This is a genomic window from Xenorhabdus sp. TS4, assembly GCF_014467265.1.
Classification (GTDB): domain Bacteria; phylum Pseudomonadota; class Gammaproteobacteria; order Enterobacterales; family Enterobacteriaceae; genus Xenorhabdus; species Xenorhabdus ehlersii.
On sequence record NZ_NKHQ01000052.1, the window covers coordinates 25515 to 49683 of the forward strand.

At 45.7% G+C, this 24169-nt stretch carries 8 protein-coding genes; all 8 read right to left on the reverse strand.

Translation table 11 applies throughout. From position 1 onward, the window contains the following. Window positions 1-23 precede the first annotated feature (23 nt). Window positions 24-8990 carry a beta-ketoacyl synthase N-terminal-like domain-containing protein gene (locus tag Xets_RS13105; protein ID WP_187651831.1) on the reverse strand — a complete coding sequence of 2989 codons (8967 nt, stop codon included), beginning with the start codon at window positions 8988-8990 and terminating at the stop codon, window positions 24-26. Between the two features lie 22 nt (window positions 8991-9012). Then, a complete protein-coding gene (locus Xets_RS13110) occupies window positions 9013-10974 on the reverse strand; it encodes a phosphopantetheine-binding protein (protein ID WP_187651832.1) in 1962 nt (653 codons plus the stop codon). After that, entirely contained in the window at window positions 10925-20917 is a 9993-nt protein-coding gene (locus Xets_RS13115; RefSeq protein WP_187651833.1) for an SDR family NAD(P)-dependent oxidoreductase, read from the reverse strand. Before Xets_RS13115 ends, Xets_RS13110 begins: the two co-directional genes overlap by 50 nt. Before the next feature lie 217 nt (window positions 20918-21134). Continuing rightward, the gene (locus Xets_RS13120; protein ID WP_187651834.1) at window positions 21135-22025 is read right to left on the reverse strand and encodes an ACP S-malonyltransferase; all 891 of its coding nucleotides are present in this window, start codon (window positions 22023-22025) and stop codon (window positions 21135-21137) included. Between the two features lie 17 nt (window positions 22026-22042). Then, window positions 22043-22459 (reverse strand): DUF1801 domain-containing protein, encoded by a 417-nt coding sequence (locus Xets_RS13125; protein ID WP_187651835.1) that lies wholly within the window; start codon window positions 22457-22459, stop codon window positions 22043-22045. A gap of 129 nt (window positions 22460-22588) precedes the next feature. Continuing rightward, complete coding sequence (locus Xets_RS13130) at window positions 22589-23656, reverse strand: cupin-like domain-containing protein (protein ID WP_187651836.1); 1068 nt, start codon at window positions 23654-23656, stop codon at window positions 22589-22591. Beyond that, complete coding sequence (locus Xets_RS13135) at window positions 23653-23907, reverse strand: acyl carrier protein (RefSeq protein WP_187651837.1); 255 nt, start codon at window positions 23905-23907, stop codon at window positions 23653-23655. Before Xets_RS13135 ends, Xets_RS13130 begins: the two co-directional genes overlap by 4 nt. A gap of 1 nt (window position 23908) precedes the next feature. Further along, complete coding sequence (locus tag Xets_RS13140) at window positions 23909-24169, reverse strand: hypothetical protein (protein WP_187651838.1); 261 nt, start codon at window positions 24167-24169, stop codon at window positions 23909-23911.

Here is a 24169-nt window from a genome sequence, read left to right on the forward strand (position 1 = left end):
AGAAGTTCCCCTGTTTCTCCTCATCATGATGGCATTCCGTCCACGGTTACAGAGTTCTGCACATCATAGTCAGCAAGGTCTTTCCTCTGATGCCCAAAATTGAGCATTTCATCCGTAAAAAACCATTTTTTGAGACAGGAACAATATTGTTGAAAGACAGCGGAAAATTCATTCCGGCCACATTCCAGTATGTCCCACTGGAGGCGGAGGGAGGAGGTATTGAGTACGGTGGGAATATTGTCCAAGACAACCCCCGGTGTTTGGGAAACGCTGTATGCGGGTTCAGGGAAATCCTTGCCGTAAGCCAGCAGGCAGGTGTAAATAATCGGGAAATGTAAATCAGGATAATGCGCGGCCATTTCCAACTCATCAACAGAATCATGATGCCGATCACTATCCAGTTGCGCCTGAACCCGGTGAATAAGCGGTTCTGGAGTTGGATCGGTCTCAGAAAAACTGACCCAGCTAAGACGGGTAAATACTCCGGTGGTGGTTTCAGGCACGCCAGCATATCTGTCCCAGGAAACCACCGCGATGGTAATAGGTTCATGCTTACCGGTTTTTAATCGATTCCAGTTTAAAAGCGTTAAACCGAAAGCCGCCAGCAGGATACTGTCAACAGAAACACCCAGCTTTTCAGCCAGCGCCTGTATCCTGCGGTAATAAGGCAAGACCTGCGTCAATGGTGCGGGAAGTGATGCCTGATGAGCGAATGGCGTTAATCCATGAAGCCCCTGCTGCATCCGGGAGAATTTATCATGCCAGTAATCCCTCGCCGTTACATAGCCTGAGATCTTCTGCTGATGCTTATAATGCAGGACGACATCCTGAAAGGTGATGTTCTGTGTCGGCAATCGATAGATTTCTGATTTATAGGCATTAAACCATTGATTAAGTACCAGAAAAACACTTTTTCCATCAATCAGAACAAAATTAAAATTGACAAACAGGCGATTTTTCTGCCCTTCAAGCGTACACACCCGAATGCGATATCCGGGATATTCCCCCGCAGGATAACGCGTCAGCAACATTTCATTACGTATTGCATGACATCGCTGATGAAATGCTTCTTCTGTCCCGATTACATTGTCGGTCAGGATAGGATAATCCGGTACGTTATCCCGCACGTCCTGATGCAATGAAGCGAGATAACGCGTTCTCAGCACCGGATGATAAGCAACAATCTCATGCCAGGAGCGGGTTAACCGAGAGATATCGAGCACATCAATATCAAACTCAAGATGGCAGCAACAGGTTTTCCCGCCCAGTTTTACGGGCATCATTTGCCCCGCATATAAAGCTTTTTGAATACCAAGCAGGGGAAAAGAGGCGTTCTGCGCTTTCTCTTTTTCTCTCTCTAAACTGTGCCCTTGCTGCCCGTCTGAAACAGCGGGTTCTGAACTCGCTTGTTCTGAAATAGACTGCGCCCGGGCAATCAGTTTTTGACGATAAGCATCAAACAAAGCAACGACCGAACCTTGTTCCAGTACCGCATGGGCGACATACCAACGGTAGACCAACCGTCCGTTAACTTCGAAGACATGATGATCCAGCGCCACTTGAGGCGTTGTATTCATCATGTGTTGAACAGACCACCCCCCCTCGGGATTGGGTTGTTGAAATGCAGCAGAGATTAAATTCGTAAAAACCACCGGCAAGCGTATGTCTGCACGTTTAGCCGGATTCTGTCGCAACTTTCTGAGTACATTAACCGCCCCGACAAAGCTATGACTGGCATCCCTATCCAGCTGTTGCTGACAGGCAATGACCCGGGACTGAAACGTGTTTTCCGATTCCCATTCCGAAACAAAAATATTGCTATTGGCGAGTAATCCCACCAGCCCGCTGATCTGCGGATTGATGGCTAACCGATTGAAGTTTGTCAGATTGAGACTAAAACGTGCCTGTTCCGTCACCTGATGAAGCACTTCACAAAAAATAGTCAGCAACACCGCGCCGGTTGAACAGGACAACATATTGGCCTGAGTTTTTATGGCTGCCCACCATTCGGGAGTCAGTTCCGCACTTAAACAATGCACCGTCTGTGGTACAGGGTATTGCGCCGGAAGATGTTTCAGATCCGGTCCGGGCGGAATATTCCCTAATTTATCAATCCAATACTGCATGCTCTGTTGAAAATACTCACCGATGCGGATCTGCTCAACTAAGGTGAGGTATTTCTTCAAAGAATAGGTTGTCGGCAATGGATAATCAGGATCTTCTGACAGATGACGTAACTGTTCGACCAACAAAAAGACACTGGCGGCATCGGCGATCACTTCATCCAGTGCAATTTGCACAACGATATGTTCCGCATCCAATATCAATGCGTTGATGTCGAAATACGGCCAACACGCTAAGTCAAACACCTTACAATTCAACGTTGCTCGGCTGTTTGTCAGATAATCGGCTTTTTCTGAATCTGAATATTCCGATAAATCAGTGACTGAGAAGGAATAATAGGCATAATCTTCCAGCACCTGTTGCTGAAAATCATTGTTAACAACCGTATGCAGTGCCTCATGGTGATCAACTAAATGATTCCAGGCTGATTCGATGTGTTGAAGGGGGATGGCTTGTGCGATATGCAGTTCAAAATAGAGTGTGCTGCCAACACGTTGACCGTACGTAGAGAGTGCCCGTCCAATCACAAATGACTCTTGCAGTTCAGAAAGTGGGAAGATTTGCGCTGCATGTTCTTTTGCTGAAGGGAGCAAAAGCGCTGCTGCGGCGAACAGTTGTTCTTCTGTCAGTCGCTCACAGGTCATCAAATCACCAACCAGTGCTCTTACGTTTCGTTGTTCATAAAAAATCGTAAATGGGAGAGATACCCCGAAAACAACCTGCCAAAAATCCAGAAAACGGACGATATGCAGTGATGTCAGATGCAGGGCTGAAAAGGGCGTATTCGCCGACGGGACTTCATGACCGATAATATTTTCCAGTGTCCTGATAACAGATCTCTCAGCTTTTTCCCGAAACGCCATCGTCCGATTGGAAAGAAAAGCAAATCCATCCTCACCGGATAAATGGGCTGCCTGTACGCTGGTCGGCATAGTCGACAATAACGGTACGGTTTCAATCGCCTTTAATTCGATTTTATAACGTTCAAATGGGTAAGTTGGCAGGCTTATACGTTCAGGCAGTCGATTCCGATACAGTTGATGCCATTTGACATTTGCGCCTTTGTGCCAGATATTGAGTAACTCGCGATGGTTATTTTCCGCCAACCAGCCATTAATCTTCTCTTGCCACACGCTTTCTTCAAACTGATCGGTATTGCTGAGCGTGATGATGTTTTCATTATTGCACTCACACTGTTTAAGCTGCTGGCATAAATCTTCCAGACTTTGAACCAGAAAGCCTGCACGTACTGGCATATTTTCCCTACCAACCTGTAAGGTAAACGCCAAACGCGCCAGTACAAGCTCTGTTTCTTTACCGCTGTTCTCAGATTGATAGCGCGATAAAAAGTCATACAGCTGTTTCACGCGTTCTTGCAATGCATTAACGGTTTTCGCCGAAAGAAGAATAGCGCAGGGGAGATTTATCTCGATTTCTGGCCGCTTAGACTGTTTGCTCTCTTCCAGGATAAGATGTGCATTGGTTCCGCCAGCGCCAAAACAAGAGATGCCGGCGATTCTTGGCATGTTCACCCCTTCCCTGTGGGGCTGTTTCCATTCCATTAACGTTGAATTTACGCAGAAAGGTGTCTGTTCGAAAATAATATCGGAATTAAGCCTTTCACCATAAAGTGTTGGAGCAATCGCCTTATGTTGCATTTGGAGCAGAACTTTAATCACACTGCCCACCCCTGCCGCCGCTTCACAATGACCGAAATTCGGCTTTCCCGAACCCATCAGACATACAGAGTGACGATTATCTGCGCGTTTTTGAAAGACTTTTGTTAATGCGCCAACTTCAATCAGATCGCCATATCGCGTGCCTGTACTGTGTGCTTCGACGTAACTGATTTCATCTGCATTAACCTTTGCTTCAGTCATGGCCTGCTCAATCACCCTCTGCTGGGCTTTCGGATCTGGAGCACCAAATCCATTCGATCGGCCATTTTGATTCACCGCGCAGCCCTGAATCACACCATAAATGTGCGCACCTTCATTCAATGCATCCTCTAACCGTTTTAATACCAGAACACCAATCCCTTCTCCTGGGATATAACCACTACTGCCTTCACCAAAACTGTTAAGTTCAGGCGATGAAGACAGCATTTTCCGGCGGCTAAGGGTTAAATATTTATTGGGATGAAGCGTCAGATTAACGCCGCCGACGATAGCGGCGTGGGTACGCCTTTGTTTCAGATCTTGACACGCAAGTTGCATCGCAACCATAGAAGAGGTACACATGGCATCCAGCGCCATGCTGGGTCCGTGAAAATTCATGAAGTAAGAAAGCCGATTAGCAATACTGGCCTGACTGCCGACTAATCCAACCGGTTGCTTCAGTTCATCGGATGTCACGTCATGTAGTTGATACTCGCTGTACATTGAACCGGCATAAACCCCGACCGCGTTTATGCCATTTTTTTCGCTCTTCCCGTCATCAGATAGTGTCTCAGGAGTGTAGCCGGCATCTTCAATCGCTTTCCACGCTTCCTGCAAGAATAATCGTTCCTGTGGATCCATTGTCGCGGCTTCACTTTCAGAGATATCGAAAAACGCAAAATCAAATTCATCAACGCCGTCCAGAAAACCGCCCCATTTGCTGAGGTGCGTATGTTGACTGTCTCCATGATAATAACGCTGCCAATCCCAGCGATTCTGAGGAACCTCGCTAATACAGCGCTTACCCTGTTTCAGGTTGTCCCAAATTTGGGCGATATTCTCTGATTGCGGGTATTTTGCACTTATCCCGATGATAGCAATGTTCAGCCGATGATCAGCGATATTCTGCCCTTGATTGGTAGCGTGAGATTCTTTTTTCTGATCCAAAAATTCTTTTTTCTGATCTAAAGAAAGAAGGGATTGATCTGCATGATGTGTGACCGTTTGAGCCAGATACCGAGCGAGATCGGCAATACATTTGTACTCATAAAATAAGGTCTTAGGCAGCGAACCAAATGTTTTTTCCAATACCGCAACCAGTTGTATGGCAATCGCTGAATCAATGCCATATTTATCCAAAGGTTCAGTAGCCCGCAACTGTGTGGGGGCTATGCCTAATTCTTTACCTATTATCGCTTTTATCTGTCCGATTAGGGTTTCGAGTACTGGCTGATTTTGCGCATGCTCTATTTGCAAAACGTCAACCTGTGCCACGGCAGGAGGTGTTACAGATGCTCGCTCCCGGGTTGAAAATCCTTTAATCTCAACACAAACATCCCCCTTGTTGTCACAAATGACGATATCTCTCTTCCTGATAGACGAAGCAGCGCCTGTTACCCATGCCCAGGCTTCACCTTTAACCGGCCGAATAACCCGGATTTCATCAATGGCAAAAGGAATTGGTGTGACAGCCCTCTGTTTGAGATCTTCTGGTGTCAGTAATCCCAAATAAGCCGCCTGTAGCGCGCCATCCATCATAGCAGGACAGAGCGTGAACAGTGTTGGTTTGAACGGTATCGATTGATGGGCGAACTCGTAAACCGGGGCGTTATCGGCTATAAATACCAGCTTTGCGAGTGCAACAGTGTTTCCGTGACTGTTTTTCCCTATTGCGATTTCCTGAATAGCCCGATGTTTCTTGCCGATCTGAATGCCAAGCAGCTCAAGCACGCTGTAACATTGTTCGGCGGTTAACCGACGTTCCTGACAGGATCGCTGACACTGTTCTATATCCAGAGAAGGGCTTTGTTGTAATGACGAGAAACCGATACTGCCGATGGTCAATGAATCCAGATAACTGTTATCGGCTTCTTCACGCGTTTCTGTTCCTAAAGCGCTATCAAAAGCGATATCGAAACAAAAAGCATTTTCTTCTGCCGGTGACGTCTCAGGTTTAATATTCACCGTCAGCGTCAATGCGGTTTCTGCTTCCGCCTTGATAACCGGTTTCACCCAACCTACGTTGCGTAGACTCAACGGTTTTGTTGCGGCGCGGTCTGACAGCAATAACATGGCTGCATGCCGTACAAATTCAAGATGAACCACCCCCGGAAGCATCATTTGCCCATTGACCACATGTTCACGCAAATAAGGCTCAGCCGCACTAACCCGGAATTGATAGGATTTCAGTGCGTCATTTGATGGCGGAGCCGATTTATCAATGGAAAATGGTGGGTGATGGATAGCGCCTAAAAATGCACGAACCGGCAAACCGGATAGGCGAACCGGATATTTATTTTCCCATAAACATGACCAGTCGGGTTCCTCACCCCTTAACCAACGCAGCATCAATTCCGTGGTCATTCCATCCATCAGGAAGGAGGGTGAGGAAGATAATGCCGATCTTAATGTCTCCGCCTGCTGAGGTTCCTCGACATTCTGAATACCAATATCGCCATTAAGTATGCTGTCCAGCTGTGATATCAGCTCAGATAAATGGGAAGCCCCCAAAATGACCCGATATTGCCGTGCCTCACGGGACTGCAACGTGAATGCCAAACGCGCTAAATCAACAGGTTGTTTCTGTAAATCCTGTTCCTGTAAATAGCATTTTATCTGCACGATATGGTCACGTAATGAGGCTTCCGAGTGCGATGACAGCGGGATTAACACCGATATTTCTGTTTTCGGCATTATTGTTTGATTCATATCGGTGTTTTTTTGCCCGAGAAACTCCTTAACCACAATATGGGTGTTATACCCACCACCGGCAAATGAATTAATGCCGGCAATTCTGGGTAACGTGCCCCCTTCCCGCGTGGTGGATTCCCATTTTTTATGGTGATGATTGAAATAAAGCCCCGACCCATCGATGCCTAAACTGTCATCAATCTCGCTGAGTCCCTGAGTGCCGATAATGGTCTGATAACGCAATTGCAGCAGAACCTTCACCAGTGCCACCAGACCGGAAACCGCCTCGGTATGTCCGATAGCACCTTTTACCGTGGATAAATGAATATGCTGATCGGGCAGGAAAACTTTTTTCAGGGCAGTGATTTCTGTGAAATCGCCTGCTCTGACACCTGATGCGTTACATTCAATAACGGAGAAATCATCTGCCGATACTCCCGCATTTTTCCAGGCCTTGCTGATGGTTTTAGCCTGTTGTTCAACATTGGCTGAGATGAGGGAAAATGTCCTTCCGCTATTATTTGCCGCGCCGCCGGCAATAATGGCATAGATATCATCCCCATCTTGTTGCGCTTTCGACAACGATTTAACGACCACCGAGACAACCGCTTCTCCCCTGAGTTGCCCCTTGCTTCGCTTGCTGAACAATTCAGGTGCCGCCGCTGGCGACAGAATGCCATCCTCACGCGCAATAAAACCGTAAGGATGCAGGAAAAGACTGCTTGCACTGACAATGGCCTGATCCACATGCCCTGAGCGAATCAAATCACAGGCGCCAAGCAATGCCGTTGCGCCTCCCGTGCATTCGGTATTAATAAATTGGGTCGGGCCTTGAATATCAAGAAATCGGGCTATCCTGCCCGATGACATGGCCGGTTCATTACCGGCCCAATAATAGAAGTTTGTTTCTACATCCTTGTCTCTCAACAGTTTTTCATAATCATTCGCTAAGGCCGCAACAAACAGCGCGGTACGATCGCCGCTCATGTCCTGATTCGCATGACCGCTGTCTTCAATACTTTGAATAATGACTTCCAGCAGCAAACGATGCTGAGGGTCCATGTACTGAGCGACGGCGGGCGGTATCTGGAAGTACTGTTCATCAAACCGGAAAATATCATTAATAAATCCGGCGGAACGAATGAAAGTTCCCGCCGATAACCACGGGCGATCCTCCGGAAAAGCGGAAAAAACCGACTTTCCTTCCAGCAGGTTTTTCCAGAATTGCCCCACAGAATCCGCCTGCGGAAAACGCCCTGCAATCCCAACAATAACCACTTGCTCATCCTGAACAGATTTGGGGGACGACGGAATTTTTATCTCTGCGTCGTGTTTCAGCTGAGGTTTTGTCTCTAATGGCAGCCGATTTCCGCGAAAAAGCTGCTTAAGACGCGTTTCATGCTGAGGAAAATCAATGCCTAAGAAAAACAGATAATTTTCAGGATACGTTTGAATTTTCGTAATGCGGTGTTCATCCATCTCCAGCTTTAATACACAAAACATGCCATTCAGGCGGGATAAAACAAAGGGAGACGCTTGAGTTAATTCCATTCGGACAAATAACGTTAAGGTGTTTTTGTCGCGAATAAATAACTCATCAAATAGCGTGACTCCCTCCTTTCCTATCGCCGTCCGTAATGCGTAAATAAAACTTTTCCATTCAGCAATTCCATGACCAGTGATATCGCCATTATGAAATACCATCTCCGGGTGAAGCAGGCTGTTAATTTGGCGTAACGAATCCTGACTAAAGACACAATCAACAAGCTGTTTAGCCCGTTCACTCATTTGTACAGACTGTTCATCACAGACGGTATGCAGCCTCCCATTTTCGTTAATCAGCACACGCTGTTGCCAGGCCGGGTAAGACAGACATTCTTCAGAAAGCGGCGTACCAAGCAGAAAAAGAAAGTCCTGTGCCTGTTGCCATAATTCAACGATTTTGCCGTCACTGATACGTATTGCGATCTGACAAAAGTTCGAATATTCGCCACCGTAAATCACCTCATCATGCCAGCGATCCGCTTTCCAACGGTGAAAGAGATGCAGAATATCATCCTGAACAATCACGCTTTCCGGGATCAGTTTTAAATTGGCAATGTTCAGCCTGACAGACTGAATAAATGCCTGAAACTCCTGAGCGCTATTTAACTCATTACCCTGCATATGGCACACACAGGTTTGAGCAAACAGATTATTAAAAGCGTAAGAAGAAAAATCATCTTCCCATACCGCTTTCAATCCCAGAACAAACTCCGCGCACGGATGTTGCAATAGCCAAGTCGTTTTATCGGTCATAGAAATGCCATCCATCACATAATCATATGAATAATTGAGGTTTTTCCTGTCTTACTTTGCTGTCTTTTAAGTAAGGCAGCCGTACCTGATGTTCCATTGACTTCAACTGCATGAGCTTCTGGAATATCAAATCCGTTTGTTGCTGGCGATCTTCGGGACGGGCATGAGTGGCTATCTGTCTCAGAAAATCAAAGTATTCCTTATCAATAGCGGTATTCTCCTGCCAAAGCTCACGTGCCACTGTTCCGCTGGTTTTTCCCTCTATCTCATCAAGCAGGAAGAAAGACGTGATGCGACTTCTTGCCTGTTCAACCACACCGCTTAAAAACTTAAGCGCATCTACGGCACCAATATTCGACTCCATGAAAGTGTCATAAATCGTCTGTGTTTTCGTAAAGCCACGGACATGCGTGGTGTAATAGTCACCATAGAGTTCTGGTGATTGAATGATTTTTGACGCAATAGAGGACATCAGGGTCGCGATACTTAAATTTGAGCCGGAGGTAAACCACGTACTGATCCCACTTCCACCAACCAGCGCCCAGTTCTTGCCGGTAAATCGTTCATACATGAAATGTTGAGTCGGGAGGCTAACGATTTCTCGGCGGCAGGTGAAATGGGTTGAGTAATCTAATCCCCGTCTCTGGTAGGCTTTTGTCAGCAAAGCAATAATTTCTTCTGCCGTACGATCTCTCACATTTTCAGGCAGCATACTGATACCAACGGAAACATAATCGCCCAGCGGTATCAGCCAGGAAACGCCTTTCAGTTGATCAAACTCTTCATCTGCACTCAGCAATGAGGTTGCGTGCATCCAGGGAAGTTCATTGGAGTCACAAAGCTTGCTACCCGCTTTTTGGTAATAGTGGGTAAAAATCACTTGCCGACGGCTATCTAGCTCGGTATAGGGAAGCCCAATTTTGCGTCCTAATAAACGGATGTGGTTGGTACAATCCCATACATAAGACGGTTGAATAATCTGTCCATTGGACAGATGAAGTAATGACACTTTGTCACTATTCTCAGAATATTCAACATGTTCGACTAAAGCTTCAACCCAGGTACATTCAGAGGCCGCAATAATTTCCTCATACAGCGCCTTATCAAATCCGAGCCTGTCGATATGAATAAAATGCTCAGGAATATCTTCTTCCATGAAAAGCGAAGCCAGCGATTCGAAAAAATGGAACCGCAGCCCGGCAACTAATTCCCCCATAAAAAATGGCGTGAACTCTTTGGGGTAAAAATGGCGGGACAGATTTTTAAAACGGCGGGTAAATTCAATGCTCACGACCTCCGTCATCGATTCACCCAGTTTTGGCATATCACCGATTTCCGGCTTACCGACGATGATATGCGGGATCTTCTCCTGAATAAGTTGATAGCTGATGAGCATACCGGCAATGCCACCCCCAACAATTACCGGGAGGTTTTGTTCTATGCCCCGGATCATTCCCGCCATATAGGCGGGATCATCTGTGTTTTTGGCGCGGCAGGTGTTCTCATTCCTTTGAGAAACACACGCCTTTCCCACGGTTAATGTTTCCTCTGCTAATGTAGGTGAGGATAAAGCGGTCAGAAACCGCTTCACTGCTGATGCCTGATAGGTCATGAGATAATCAGCAAATTTATCCAGCGTGGTGAATTCAAATAACACACCGGGATGTATCTCTTCATCCAAAACACCGGAAATCTTATCCGTAAAGATAACCAGCGATTTAGAATCAAATCCCAGATCCTGAATATGTGCCTCAGTGTTAATATCATCGCTCTGCTGCGCTATTTCTTTCGCTATGGTTTTCAGTGATTCCAATAACTTATTTTTTTCATTGACTTCATTCATCTTTTTACTTCCTTTTTCAATGCCGTACGTTGTGCCGTTATCCAAGATAACGGCGTCAATTTGCGTGTTTATGGTGCTAAAAATGGGTTCATCAAAGGAACCAATATCGCTGTTCATCAAACGGGTAACTGGGAATATCAACGTAGACTCCGTGCCCCTGAGCAAAAGCCAGCCAGTCTATACAGGCGCCTGCAACCCAATCGTCTGCCAGTTGTTTCAACACAGGTAATGTGGTGGAAAATGCAACCTGTTTTTTGGCAGAGCGGCTTTTGGGCGGGACGACACCCATCGCAACCGCACCCTCTGGCGGTGTTCCGTTTTCCCCTGCAATCATCCATTCCAGCGTCGCGATAAGTTTTTCTAAATCGTTGACAATGATCGCCGTGCGGAATGGCATATCCGCGCGCCCCGTCTGGGCGCTGTACGCCAGATTCCTTAACGTCATGGCGTTATCATGACGGGCTGACTTTTCCTGACGCACAAAATCCAGCCACTGACTCAGATAAGCTTTTAAGGTTTTCTCGGATTTCGCCGAGATGGGAATAAGAACGTGCTCTTTCCTTTGGGCGTGTTCTCTCCTTTGGGAAAGCACTGGCATCGCAGGCTGATCAGGGGCTTCCAAAATGACATGCGCATTGACTCCCGTGATCCCAATCGAGTTCAAGCCAGCTCGTCTTGGCTGTGTTTTGTCTGAACTAGCCTGTTGCCACAGAACTGGCTCACACGGGAAGAACAAGGGTGTGTTCTCAATAAAAATTGAGGGGGGTAATTGAGAAAAAGAAGCAATCGGTGGAATGACCTCATGCTTCATGGCCAGAATCACTTTAATCAGGGAGGCTATGCCAGAAGCGGCTTCCAGATGACCAATGTTGCCTTTCACTGCACTGACGACACAACGATGTGAAACGGCCTGATTTGCTGAAAAAACCTTTTTAAAAGCTGCAACTTCACTGACATCATTAAATTGCGTCGCAGATCCGTGAGCTTCAATGTAGTCAACAGAGTAAGGATCGATCCCCGCGGATTGGTAGGCCTTTCTGATATTCTCTTCCTGTTTCTCAACACTCGGTGCCATCGACGAGAAAGCGCTCCGGCCATTATGAGAAACCCCGACACCCCGGATGATGGCGCGGACAGGATCATGTTCCAGACACGCTTGTTCCAGCGGCTTAATCATGACGGCGCCTACGCCTTCCCCCCGGATATAACCATCTGCCGTGTAGTCAAAAGGCGCCATTTTTCCTGACTGGCTGAGAATGCCGCCCTGATCCCGGATATAAAACTCCATAAAATCAAGGATGACTTTAACGCCTGCGACAATCGCCACGTCGCAATCACCCTGTAGAATCGCCTGTCGGGCTTTTTGCAGCGCGACAAACACACTGGCACAGGCGTTATCCACCACTTCACTCGGGCCGGTAAAATTGAAGAAATAGGAGATCTGATTCACCATCATGCCCAAACTCAGACCCGCCTGTAATCCGCCACTTTTTCCGGTGTTGTTGATCAGAGAATGGTTTTTAATCAGTGACTTGTAGTCAGTGGAATCAACAGCAACAAATAACCCGACTTTACGCTGTGTGAGGTCTTCCAGATCATAACCCGCGTGTTCAACACATCTCCAGATACACTGCATAAGCAGACGTTGCTGCGGATCTATCTGTTTTGCCGTTTCTGCATCAATCCCCCAAAATTCAGCATCAAATTGATCGATATCTTGTAAAAAACCGGATGACTGCATGCGTTTTACCGCATCTTCCTTATCGGAAGGGATGAGAATGTGGCGTTGTTGCCACGCTTCCTGCGTGATCCCCAGAATAGAAACGGTTTTTTGGATCATGTTCTGCCAGTACGCTTGCGCATTTTTAGCCCCCGGAAACATACAGTCATAGCCCACAATGGCAAAAGAGGGTACGCTGACAGAGGCAGGTATTACCGGTGATGACATATCGGAAGATGACGTGTCAGAAGGTGCTGAAAGGGTCGGCTCTGGCAACAGTTTGATTAGGTGTTCTGCCACACGGTGTAATGTGTTGAATTCTAAAAAATTCGCGTGTGACAGCGTTACCTCAAAGCGGGAATTAATATACTCAGCCAGCTCAATAAGCCCGACAGAGTCCATGCCATAAGCGCCAAACTGTCGGTGAATATCGATGGCCTCGCTACGCATACCCAATAATTCGGATAATTTGCCGGCAGTAATATCCGCAACAATATCCGCAACGGTGTCTGCCGAGTTATCTGATTCATTCTGGCTGACAAAATCCAAATCTTCGTTATCTGATGCGGACAGCGGTGTAACCGGTGAAGGAGCGTCAGAGAGTCTCAGGTAATCCCCAATCTTTTGAGCATCTCCCTTCATCACGCCAAACTGAGGGAACGGTGAACGAAGCGCGATTTCCAGTGTTTCCAGCGCGGTTTTTGTCTCCAGAGGAACAATACCAAAGGTATCAAACATGTGTTTTTCTACCCTCGGCGTTACGTTCATGCCGCCTTCCTGCCAAAGAGGCCAGTTAATTGACAAACTTTTCCCGCTTCTTTGTTTCTGCTGAACTAAATTTTCACGATACTCAGCAAATGTATCCAGAAAGGCGTTTGCCGCCGCATAGTCTATCTGTCCGATATTCCCCAAAGAGGCAAGTGAAGAGAACATAACAAAAAATGCCAGCGGTTCGTGTTGGGTCACTTCATCCAGCAAACAGGCCGCCGAGGCTTTAGTGGCGATCACTCGGTCAATCTCTTCCTCTGTTTTATTGACCGTCAGCGCATCATGGATAACACCGGCACAATGGATAACACCATGCAGAGCACCAAAGCGTTGGCGAATAAGCCGCAGGGTTTTTTCCAATGCTGCGCGGTTATTCACATCGCATGGCACATATTCGGCTTTTATTCCGCATTTTCTTAGCGCATTCAGTTGCGCTGCTTTACCGGCATCGAGGACGAAACGCCCCGATAACACCAGCTGTGCGCCCGTTTTTGTACCGATATATTGCGCAATCTGGTATCCCAATCCACCCAGACCACCCGTAATCCAAATCGTCCGGCATGCATGATTAAACAAAGATGGGAGATGCATTAAGGCGGTCGGTTCTACCGCTTTTTGACACCAGACAAAGCGCTGCCCTGTTTTCTGATAGCACACCGCTGAAGAAAGTTGATTTGACGAAAAGTGATCTGAAGAAAGAAGTTCTTTTTCCGCATGTCGACAGAAGGTTTCACCGTCTGCATTGTCCAGTGCAGCATCCAAAATAAGTTTCGTCTGTACCGCCGGAAATTCCATGCTAAGGGTTCTGAGTGCCCCCAATAAAGCGCGATAAGGTAATCCGTTCTCTTTCCACGGGGCGAAAACCGCGATGCATTCCGGTAATGCCTGACCAGCGCGAATGTGCTGCTGGCAATAATCCACTAATCGTAAAACAAGGTCAGATAAAGAGACTGAATACTGGCTATTGGGATGCAGATCAGGCTCTGCGCGAAGATAATGGATATTTTCCACACCCGCTAACGAAGTCAGCCCTGTCAGTGAGGTTTCATTGACGTTCCCAATCACAAATAACTCGGTGCGCTTGGGCTTCATTGCATACGCCGTATTCTGACGGATATCGCATCGTTCCCAACCCGATGTATAAAACACCATCGAGCTAGTCTCTTCCGTTGAGATAATGTCTTCCACAACTGCGGCAGGCAAAACGGCTGTCTGCGCTTCCGATTCCGGTATCCAGTATCTTTCCCGGGCAAACGGATAAGTCGGTAAGCATAAGCGGGTTGGCTGTACGGGAAGGGATTGGTAATACCCCTGCCAATCAATGTCATGCCCTTGAGTCCAGGCGCTGGCGATCTGTTTTAACTGCTCATATTCTTTTTCATGCTGATCTTTCCCGACATAAACAGACGTCATTAACTGTTTTGTGGATTTAGATTTTTCTACTCGTCCCATCCAAAAATGCGTTGAGGGTAAACAGGATAGAGAAAATGCCTTTAAACTATCAATCAGGGTAGAAAGGGAATCGACCATAAAGGAGGCTCTCTCTTCCATTTCTTCCCGCCCTGTCTGCAAGGTATAGGCAAGTCTATGCAGGTATTCTACTTTGGACGTTTCTGAGCACCATTTCGCCTGCTCTCTAAGATACTGTGATAAGGTTTGCGCCAATTCACGATGCTGTTCGTGGTTTTTTGCCGATAGAGGGATAATAGCCCATTTTGGCCAATCGGTATTCTTGATGGAATGTAAGTCGTTAGCCGGAATGTATTCCTGCACAACCAAGTGAGCATTGGTTCCTCCGGCACCGAATGATGAAATCCCTGCCGTTCTGGGATGCTCCGATGGCTCCTGTTTGTCACCCAACAGCGGCCTTTTCCAATCTGCAAGTTCACGCTGCACATAAAACGGTGAGGCGTCAAAATCGATATTGGGGTTTAATTCACGGCTGTGTAAAGAAGGCACTAACTGACTGTGCTTGATTTGCATGAGTACTTTGGCGACGCCCGCAATACCCGCCGCACTTTCACAATGACCAATATTGGATTTTACTGAGCCGATGGCGCAGAATGCACTCTCCTGTATATCGTTCCCTTGTAAACATTGTTGGAATGCCCGGTTGAGACCGGCTATTTCAATAGGATCGCCCAGTGAAGTTCCTGTTCCATGCGCTTCAATATAGCTAATGGCCCGCGGATGCACCCCGGAAGACTGGATGGCCTGAACAATCACGTCGGCTTGCGCGATAGGATTCGGAACAGTGTAACCGTTGGTTTTCCCTCCGTGATTAACGGCGATGCCCTTGATAACGCCATAAATGTGGTCACCATCTTCAATCGCCTTCGTCAACGGTTTCAGTAAAACCGCCCCCACCCCTTCTGACGGAACATACCCGGTTCCTCCCTCGCCAAAACTCTGGCATCGTCCTTCGTCAGACAAAAATTTAGACTGCCCCAGAATTAAGTATTTATTCGGGTGAATAGAAACATTGACGCCCCCCGCCAAAGCCATCTCAATATCCCCCTGTCTGAGTGCCTGACAGGCAAGGTAGATTGACGTCAGTGAGGAAGAACACATGGTATCGACCGCAAGGCTGGGACCATTGATATTAAAGAAATGCGATACCCGATTGGCGATTGAGCCAAAACTGCCGGTCACGATAGACTGCTCAAGAACATTCCCTTTTGCCAATTCCTCTATGCTATAAAACTCATATTCTCCATACATGACCCCCACATACACTCCCATCTTTTTCGGTAGCCGTGTCCAGTCACGGGAGCCTAATGTTCTGTGGCTGTATCCCGCATCCTCAATGGTTTCGTAGGCGCATTGTAAAAAGAGCCGTTCCTGCGGGCTCATCACACGCGCATCGCGGGGTGATAGGTTAAAAAACAGCGGATCAAATTCATCAACACCCTCAATAAAACCGCCCCATTTGCCGTAGGTTTTGCCGCGTTTGGTTTTATCCATGTCGAAATAGCGTGAATTATCCCAGCGTTGAGAAGGGATCTCGGTAATGCAATCCTGCCCTTCTCTCAGGAGCTGCCAGAAATCACGCATGTTTCTTGCCTGAGGAAAACGTCCAGCCAAACCTACAATAGCGATGTCATCTGACTCGGTTATGGTATACTTCGCCTTGCCTGTCTGAGAAACAGCAAGGCTTTCTGTTCTGCCGGAAATCGGTTGCACTGGCAGGCGAGAGCTAGCCATCGTTGATGCTGGCTGAATGTTTTGTGGATTATTTTGCGACTGTCCCAGTAAAACAAGGTGATGATGCTTAACAAAATAAGCCGCCAGTTGCCGAATGGTGAGATATTCAAAAAACAGGGTCTTTGGCAGGACACCGAAATTCTGCTCCAGTGCTTCCGTCATCTTGATGGATAAAATGGAATCTATTCCATACTTCTCCATACCAGCGTCTTCATCAATTTCGGCTAAGGGAAGGCTTACCGCCTTGCTCACAACCCGCTTAATCAAATCTACCGCGGTGGATCTGAGGTCGGAAGATGCCTGAGACTGACTGACCTGAGTGACGAATGAGTTGACGTTATTTTCTGAATTCGACGGAAAGGTGGGTTCATAATAGGGACGAACACCCAACATTTCTGCTCTGAAACGCTCTATCGCGCCTCCTTCCATTAGCATCAATTCACCACTGAATTTCTCATGCAGTGCCTGATACAAAGATTGAAGCGCCCTATGGCGAATAAATTCTTCCTCATTTGTTCCGCTAGATTGAGGCAGTATCAATGACAGTGTTTGTCTTTGAGACTGTGCTGATTCAGGACGCTGTTGATGGTGACGAACAAAGTTGTTAGCCGCGGCGCAATAGGCAGAAAACAGGGGATGCTCAGCACAACCTAATACGCCATCCCGGTAAGTCAGTACTGTAAAGAAATCAAGCAACATACCCTGAGTTGCTTTCTCCAGCAGCGACAGTCCCTGATAACGTTCAAGTATTGAACTTAGGGTTTCGTTCTCCACGTGTAGCGAACGTTTACCCACACAGAAAAATACCCCCCGCAGTGCGCCAAAATTTTGCTCAATTTGGCTAACAAGCGCCGCTAATGTGGTGGCGTCAAGACAAATAACGCCGTCATTAATCGTGGTCGTCTTTGAGGCTATTGTGATTTGGTATTGGTTCTTTTCACTTTCATTCAAACTTGTTTCATTCAAAACAATAGCAATGGCTGAATCAGTATGCGTTGTAATATCTCTGGCAATCACGCGCCCCATACTGCCGTCTTCATCAATAATTAAGTAAACCGACTTTTCTTTCCACGGCGGTGTTAAATTTTCAGCAGAGCCGTTTTCAGGCGTCCAGACAGTCCAATGAGGAACCCAACGTTCCTCCGATTGCCACAGGACTGTGTCATATTTTATCTGTGAAGTTTCCCCTGACAGTTTCTCAGCCAGTCTCTCTTTATCATCACAATAAATCGTCTGGCTAAGCAGATTGGCATTATCCTGATAGGCTGTTTTTAATAGCGCGGTCACGATGGCATATTCAGGAAGGGCTTCCGGCAAGACCAACTGAATAAACATGGGTTCTGCGGGAGGATGGTTAACAATCTCATCAATTTTTTTGCAGAGTGTGATTACGTTCTGTTGCCTTTTTAACGGTACTTCATCACGACTCAGTTTTGGTAACACAATATATTCACATGTATCGGGATCTGACATAAACGACTCAGATTGAAGACGCTCTAATTCACACAGGAACACGATACGTTTTGTGAAAACACGTAACACAGTATCCGAAGGCAATGCCTGACTTTTCCACTGAGGCTGTAATAAATAAGGTTCAATCTCTGCCGATGGCGCAAACTGCGCCCCCAATCCCCGACAACTGAAACCTTTAAACCGGATACACACCTTTCCGTTAATATCACAACAATCGACATCCACTTTCGGGAAAGGATCTGCGGCGCTGCTGTCCACGCTATAACTGATCCACGCCCAATGTAATTGGGATTCTTCATCATGAAATTCGATTTCATCAAGCGCAAAAGGGATTAAACATTTAGATGGAATGGGACGATTAAGATCACCAAAACGCATTAAAAGCCCGACGGATGAAAGAAGCGCGCCATCCATTAAACAAGGATGCAAAACAAACTGCTCTCTGGTTGGCACCAGAGATTCAGGCAGCGACAGTTTAGCCAGGACGTGGTCCATTCCCACATAAAGTTCTTCAATGCCCTGATAGTCTGGTGCCATGTATAAGCCCAGTGCGTAATACATGTCATAGTATTGCTTAGGAGAGTACGCGTTTTGCAGATAGCGCGATTTCAAGCTGTCGATATCATAGACCGGTGCCGGTGTGAGTGCTTTTCGTGTCGCGACGCCGGAGTTATGGATCGTCTCTTTTTCTGCATGACTGTATAGCTGATAGCCTGCTTCGCCATTGCCATAATTGATAAAACGAATATGTATCCGCTGAGGTTCATCAATAACACCGATAATCTGCGCCCAGACGACATTTTTCAGCGTCAGCCCGGTTTTTTCCTGCTCTGCTAACGAGGAATTCGGTGTTGTGCCGAAAGAGTGATGTGCAGCCACACGGGCCAGTTCTAAATGCCCGACCCCCGGCAGCACGCGAATACCGTGAATTACATGCCCCTTAAGACAAAATTCCTCACCGGAAAATGTGGTACTAAAACGTTGTTCTGCAAAATCAGAGGTATTTTGGTGAACAAACGGATGGATAAATTGGCTGGTCCCTTCCTGAGATGATACTTCCTGTGGCGATAGCCTGCTGACTTCACCTTCAGGCACCCAATAACGCGCTTTGGCAAGCGGATAGGCAGGTAAAGGAATACGCCGCCATTCCGCACCGCCCCAATACTGCATCCAATCAATATCAACACCGGCAACCCAACATTTCGCGACGGTTTCTAATGACTCTGTCGGGAACCCATTGTTTGCAGCCACGTCAAGTTCAGCCTGTTGAGCCGTTAATGCCGTTAATGCCGTTACCCGTACATTTTGTCCCAGATAGATTGTTGCTTTTTGTTTTTCCAGATACTGTTTTTCCGGGGATTCAACAAACACTTCTAATGCGCATCTGAGTTGTTCTATTGATGAAACCAACGTTGCCCAACGATGCGTAAACACTTCTCGCCCTGTACTGAGTGTCCAGGCAAGTTCATGCAGATTGAAATTCTCGGCAAAATCCGGCTCTCTGACCGTCTTACACAGATTGACTGCCTGTTGGTAAAGCTGCTCATCACTTTTTGCAGACAGACAAATCAGTACCGGCTTTTCTGTTACCGTTTCCGCCAGAGGGCTTATTTTGGCGGCAGGAGGGTTATCGGGTTCCCGCAAGACGATGGCCGCATTGACGTTACTGAACCCATAACTGCTGAAAAATATATGCCGGGGTGCCCCTTCCTGAGATTGCGGCCAGTCAACCGTCTCTGTCAGAAACTGAATTCCCTGAGTATCGAATGGAATGTCGGCATTCAACTCCATTTTATCCAGCCCACGAATCAGGGGGATTTGATTATATCTGAACGCCATAATCCCCTTGATGATGGCGTAAAACCCGGAGCTGGCATGGTTATGGCCAATATTGGGTTTGACCGTACTCACATAGCAGGGTGAAGTATTCTGTGAACGGGCGAAAACATCCACCAACGCATTCGCTTCAATCGCATCTCCCATTTGAGAAGCAACGCCGTGGGCTTCCACATAGTGAATCTGCTCAGGTAAAAGGTTCGCCCGTTTTAATACGGTCTGAAACAGGTTGATTTGTTGTTCTTTATTGGGTTGGGCAAAGGAATTGGTTTTACCGCCCGAATTATGGCCACTGGCCTGCACTACACCATAAACATAGTGGCGTTGATTGACTTCATCGCTGTTTCTTTGCAAAAGTAAAGCCGCGCACCCTTCTGAGGTTCTGTATCCTGAAGCCTTTTCAGAAAAACTGTGGATATCCTCTCCGCCAGTTTCAAACGGTGTCGCCGTGGTTTCTCCCGCTTTCCAGGGATTTAAAAACAGCGAAACACCCCCCACGATAGCGTAGTCACAATCGCCGCATTCCAGTGCCTGACAGGCCATATCCAAAGCGACAAAAGCACTTGAACAGGTTGTATCAACAACAATGGATGGGCCATTGAAGTTGAAAAAGAAAGAAACCCGATTTGCCAGAAAACAGGGATCATTTCCCGGAACAATGAACTCCTGACTTTCCTTATGCTCATCTGGAATTCTGTCGACATAAGAATTTAAATACCAGCCATCCTGAGCAACAAATACCCCGATTTTCTTGCCTGATAGCGTTGATGCGGCTAGCCCAGCATCCTCAAGAAGTTGCCAGCAAGTTTGTAAAAATAATTTCTGCCTTGGGTCTGCAAACATAATGGCAGAACCCGAAAGAGGAAAAATATGCCTGTCGAATCTATCAATATCTTCAAGAAACATACCGCGTATCTTTTCCCTAAGCCCCCATTTAACCGACGTTTGGCGATTATTAAGTTGATAGCGTTCTTCGTTTATAACCCTCATCAAAGAGCCGCCTTCAACCAACGTCTGCCAATAATGAGACAATGACAAACCTCCACAGAATTGTGCAGCTACGCCGATGATAGAATATTCCATCAATAACTCTCCTATTTGTATTCTGGCAAACAATAAAAAATAATTTCTTTTAAAAGAAATATCTTTTAATGAACAAAGCCAACTCATTTGCACAGAGTAAAAATATAATTCCCCGTGCAAATAAGAGATTTAAGAATAGCGGTTACCGTGATAACAAATTAATTCGTTATCACAGATAAAATTAAATTAAGTTAATTTTATTTAATTAAAAAATGCATTAATTCATCAATGTAATATGTTCACCTAATATTTTCTTGGCTAATGGCCCTACCACCGGTTTTGGGCCATATTCAAAACCAATAATAGGCTCATCGGAAATAGGTTTATCGGAATAGAGCTTTTCCATACATTGTTGCCAACGCACAGGGTACGATAATTGTTTCACTAATAAATCGATGAATTGCTCCCGATTATTCACTGGATAATAATCCGCTGTCACATTCGATAACACCGGAGCTTTCAGTGAATAAATCTCAACACGTTCAAGAAAATCTTTAAATTTTCTGGCAATACTTGCCATTCTTTTCGAATGAAATGCACCATTAACCGGTAAAGGATGAAAAATACCTTTCGCTTTTAATACCTTTTCTTGAAATTGAGATAATTCAGATTGATCACCTGAAATAATAAATTGAGTGGGTGAATTAAAATTGGCTATGGTTAAATCATGCAATTCAGAATCCGCTAATAAAGATTCTACCTGCGCCAATTTAAGGCCAATAACGGCAGCCATCGCTCCCTCAGAGCACAGGGCCATACACCGGCCTCGTTCCTGAACAATCGATAACGCCGTTTCAAAACTAAACGCCCCCGCGGCAAACAAAGCACAATATTCACCCAAACTATGACCCACAAAGATTTCAACGTCTGTCCCGTGTTTTTCTAGGTTGTCTAAGTAATGCAGAATGTTAATGACAAACAGAGCAGGCTGGGTGAATTCAGTTCTGTTAAGCACGTGGGATTCACCTTCACATACCTGAACGAGTGAATATCCCAATACCTGTTGTGCAAGCCTCATGTGATATTCATATTTATCAAACAGATTGCGTCCCATGCCTTGAAACTGGGCTCCCTGTCCGGGAAACATTGCGACAGTATATGTTTTCATCGTTCACATCCTGTTTTCTAAATGCAGTGGTTATTTTTTTTCCTCAGCTTATAAGTGAGTGACATTTCAATACATATCCTCAACTCATTTGTTGGTAAATCGTCTTCCGGGTCTAAAACAATGGCCCGATTCTTTGAATAAGTCAGTTCAGGAAAAAGGGTTCTGAATGTATCAACCAGTGTGGTTTGGCAGTGAAAAAAGATAGCCACATGCGAATGACCGAAACGATCTAACCGGACGGTGGTTCCCGATCCCGTTTCAAGAGTCAGGTAGCTGGGTTGCCCCCATTTCAGAGTCTCAGTAATTGAACCAACGCCTTCCGTTTTTGTTGCGACATCAAATATTAATTCTCTTATCGTCAATAATAATTTTTGATATCGTTCAGGATAATTATCAAATACTGAGTGAACGTCTTGATTCTGAAATTCTTTCATAAGATTGCTACCTTATTCGTTAATTTGTACGTTGTGGCTATCTCACACAACACGGTCTTTAGATTAAAAATAAACCTTATGGTATTACGATTTATGAATTTTATCCAAAAGACAGATCAATTTTAGCAATCAATTTCCAACCCATCCCATCTCTTTATAAGAGACATATTTTTTACGTAATTCACTGTCAGGGACAACAACATCACTATCAGCCATTTTTTTTCCTTCCAGCGTCAGTCTTTCCATTCTTTGAGATTGAACAAATTCATAGAGCGGATTCTGATGTTGGTAAGGCATTTCAATCTTCCAGCGGGAAGCAATAGCAATGGATACAGGTGGTTGATTATTAATTGCATGCCACCACCACGGCGGATTAATTAACATATCCCCCGGCTCTAACGTAATTCTCAGTTTAGGAATTCGATTATAAAGCGGCTGATGTTCTTCTAAATATTTTACTGGTGCATTGTGTTTGACAAATGAACCCACAAAAATCCCTTTATTAAACATGGAGCTATACATAGCCGCAGAATATTTAGGGTGAACAAATATCCATTCTTTACGGCCATAAATATTCAGGAAGCAATTCAGCTCATTAGCACAATGGTAAACCGCACCAGTACCCGGACCACCGATAAAAAGCTGGGCAATTTTGTGATATGAGGCAAAATCACCTAAGAAGTTATCAATACGGTCAATACCAATTTGTTGATGCAGGATCGGGTATTTATTAAAGATATCACTTAAGTTTTCAAGATAGGCTCGGCTGATGTCTCCCTTTAATACACCATTGATATAATCACGTAGCGAGGTTCCATCTTCTTCAAACAGTTTTTCTGTTGTCGAATACCACAGTTGAAAATCGCCGAAGTTATCCCGGAAATACTCTGGTGTCCAAAACTGACCGCAAGGGAAAGAGGAGGCAAACCCTTTAATGACTACAGGACGAATATCTTCCGCATAGATCTGCGCCAGTTTCTGCCAGGTCAGTTCTCCTGGTTCATAGGTTTCTATTTCTGAATAGCCGGATTCTAAAACCGGTAATGCAAATACCATATTTTGTTCAGCTTGCTTTAACTCGTTCTGAAACAAATCCGGCTGTAAAAAAAAGTTTCTTAAGAAAAAGATGCGTTCATATTCCAGACGTTCTTTCTCAGGAAGATCTACATAATCATAATTTGAATATGATGTTGTCATGATACTTTCTCCTCAAGTATGGAGTGAATAAAGTTAGCTGCCTTATTAACGCTCTGATAAGGTAAAATATCCTGTACAGAGAGGTTGGTCAGAAATTGTTTATTTATATTCACCACTATTTTTGCCAACGTAATTGACTCCAAACCATAGCTTGAAAATAAAGCATCCTGATCTAACTCATCGGCTGCCATATACATCGCAGTCATCACTTCACTGCTGAGAAAATCTTTAATTTCTTCTAACTTCGTCATATCAGAGTCTCGCTTCCGGAAGTTGAGATATGATTTCTTTATACAACGGGAGTATTTCATCGACTGATTTATCTATTCCCGAGACGGCCAGAAAGTGATTTGTCGATTCATATAACGACATTAATTTCGATACAATATCGACATTCTGATCATCCAAGATGCTGATCTGCATTTTATTTTCAGAGCATGACAAACCGAACATCACAGCTTTTGCCATCATCTCTTTTAGTACATTTATGACTGAGTCTTCGACTTTATCCAT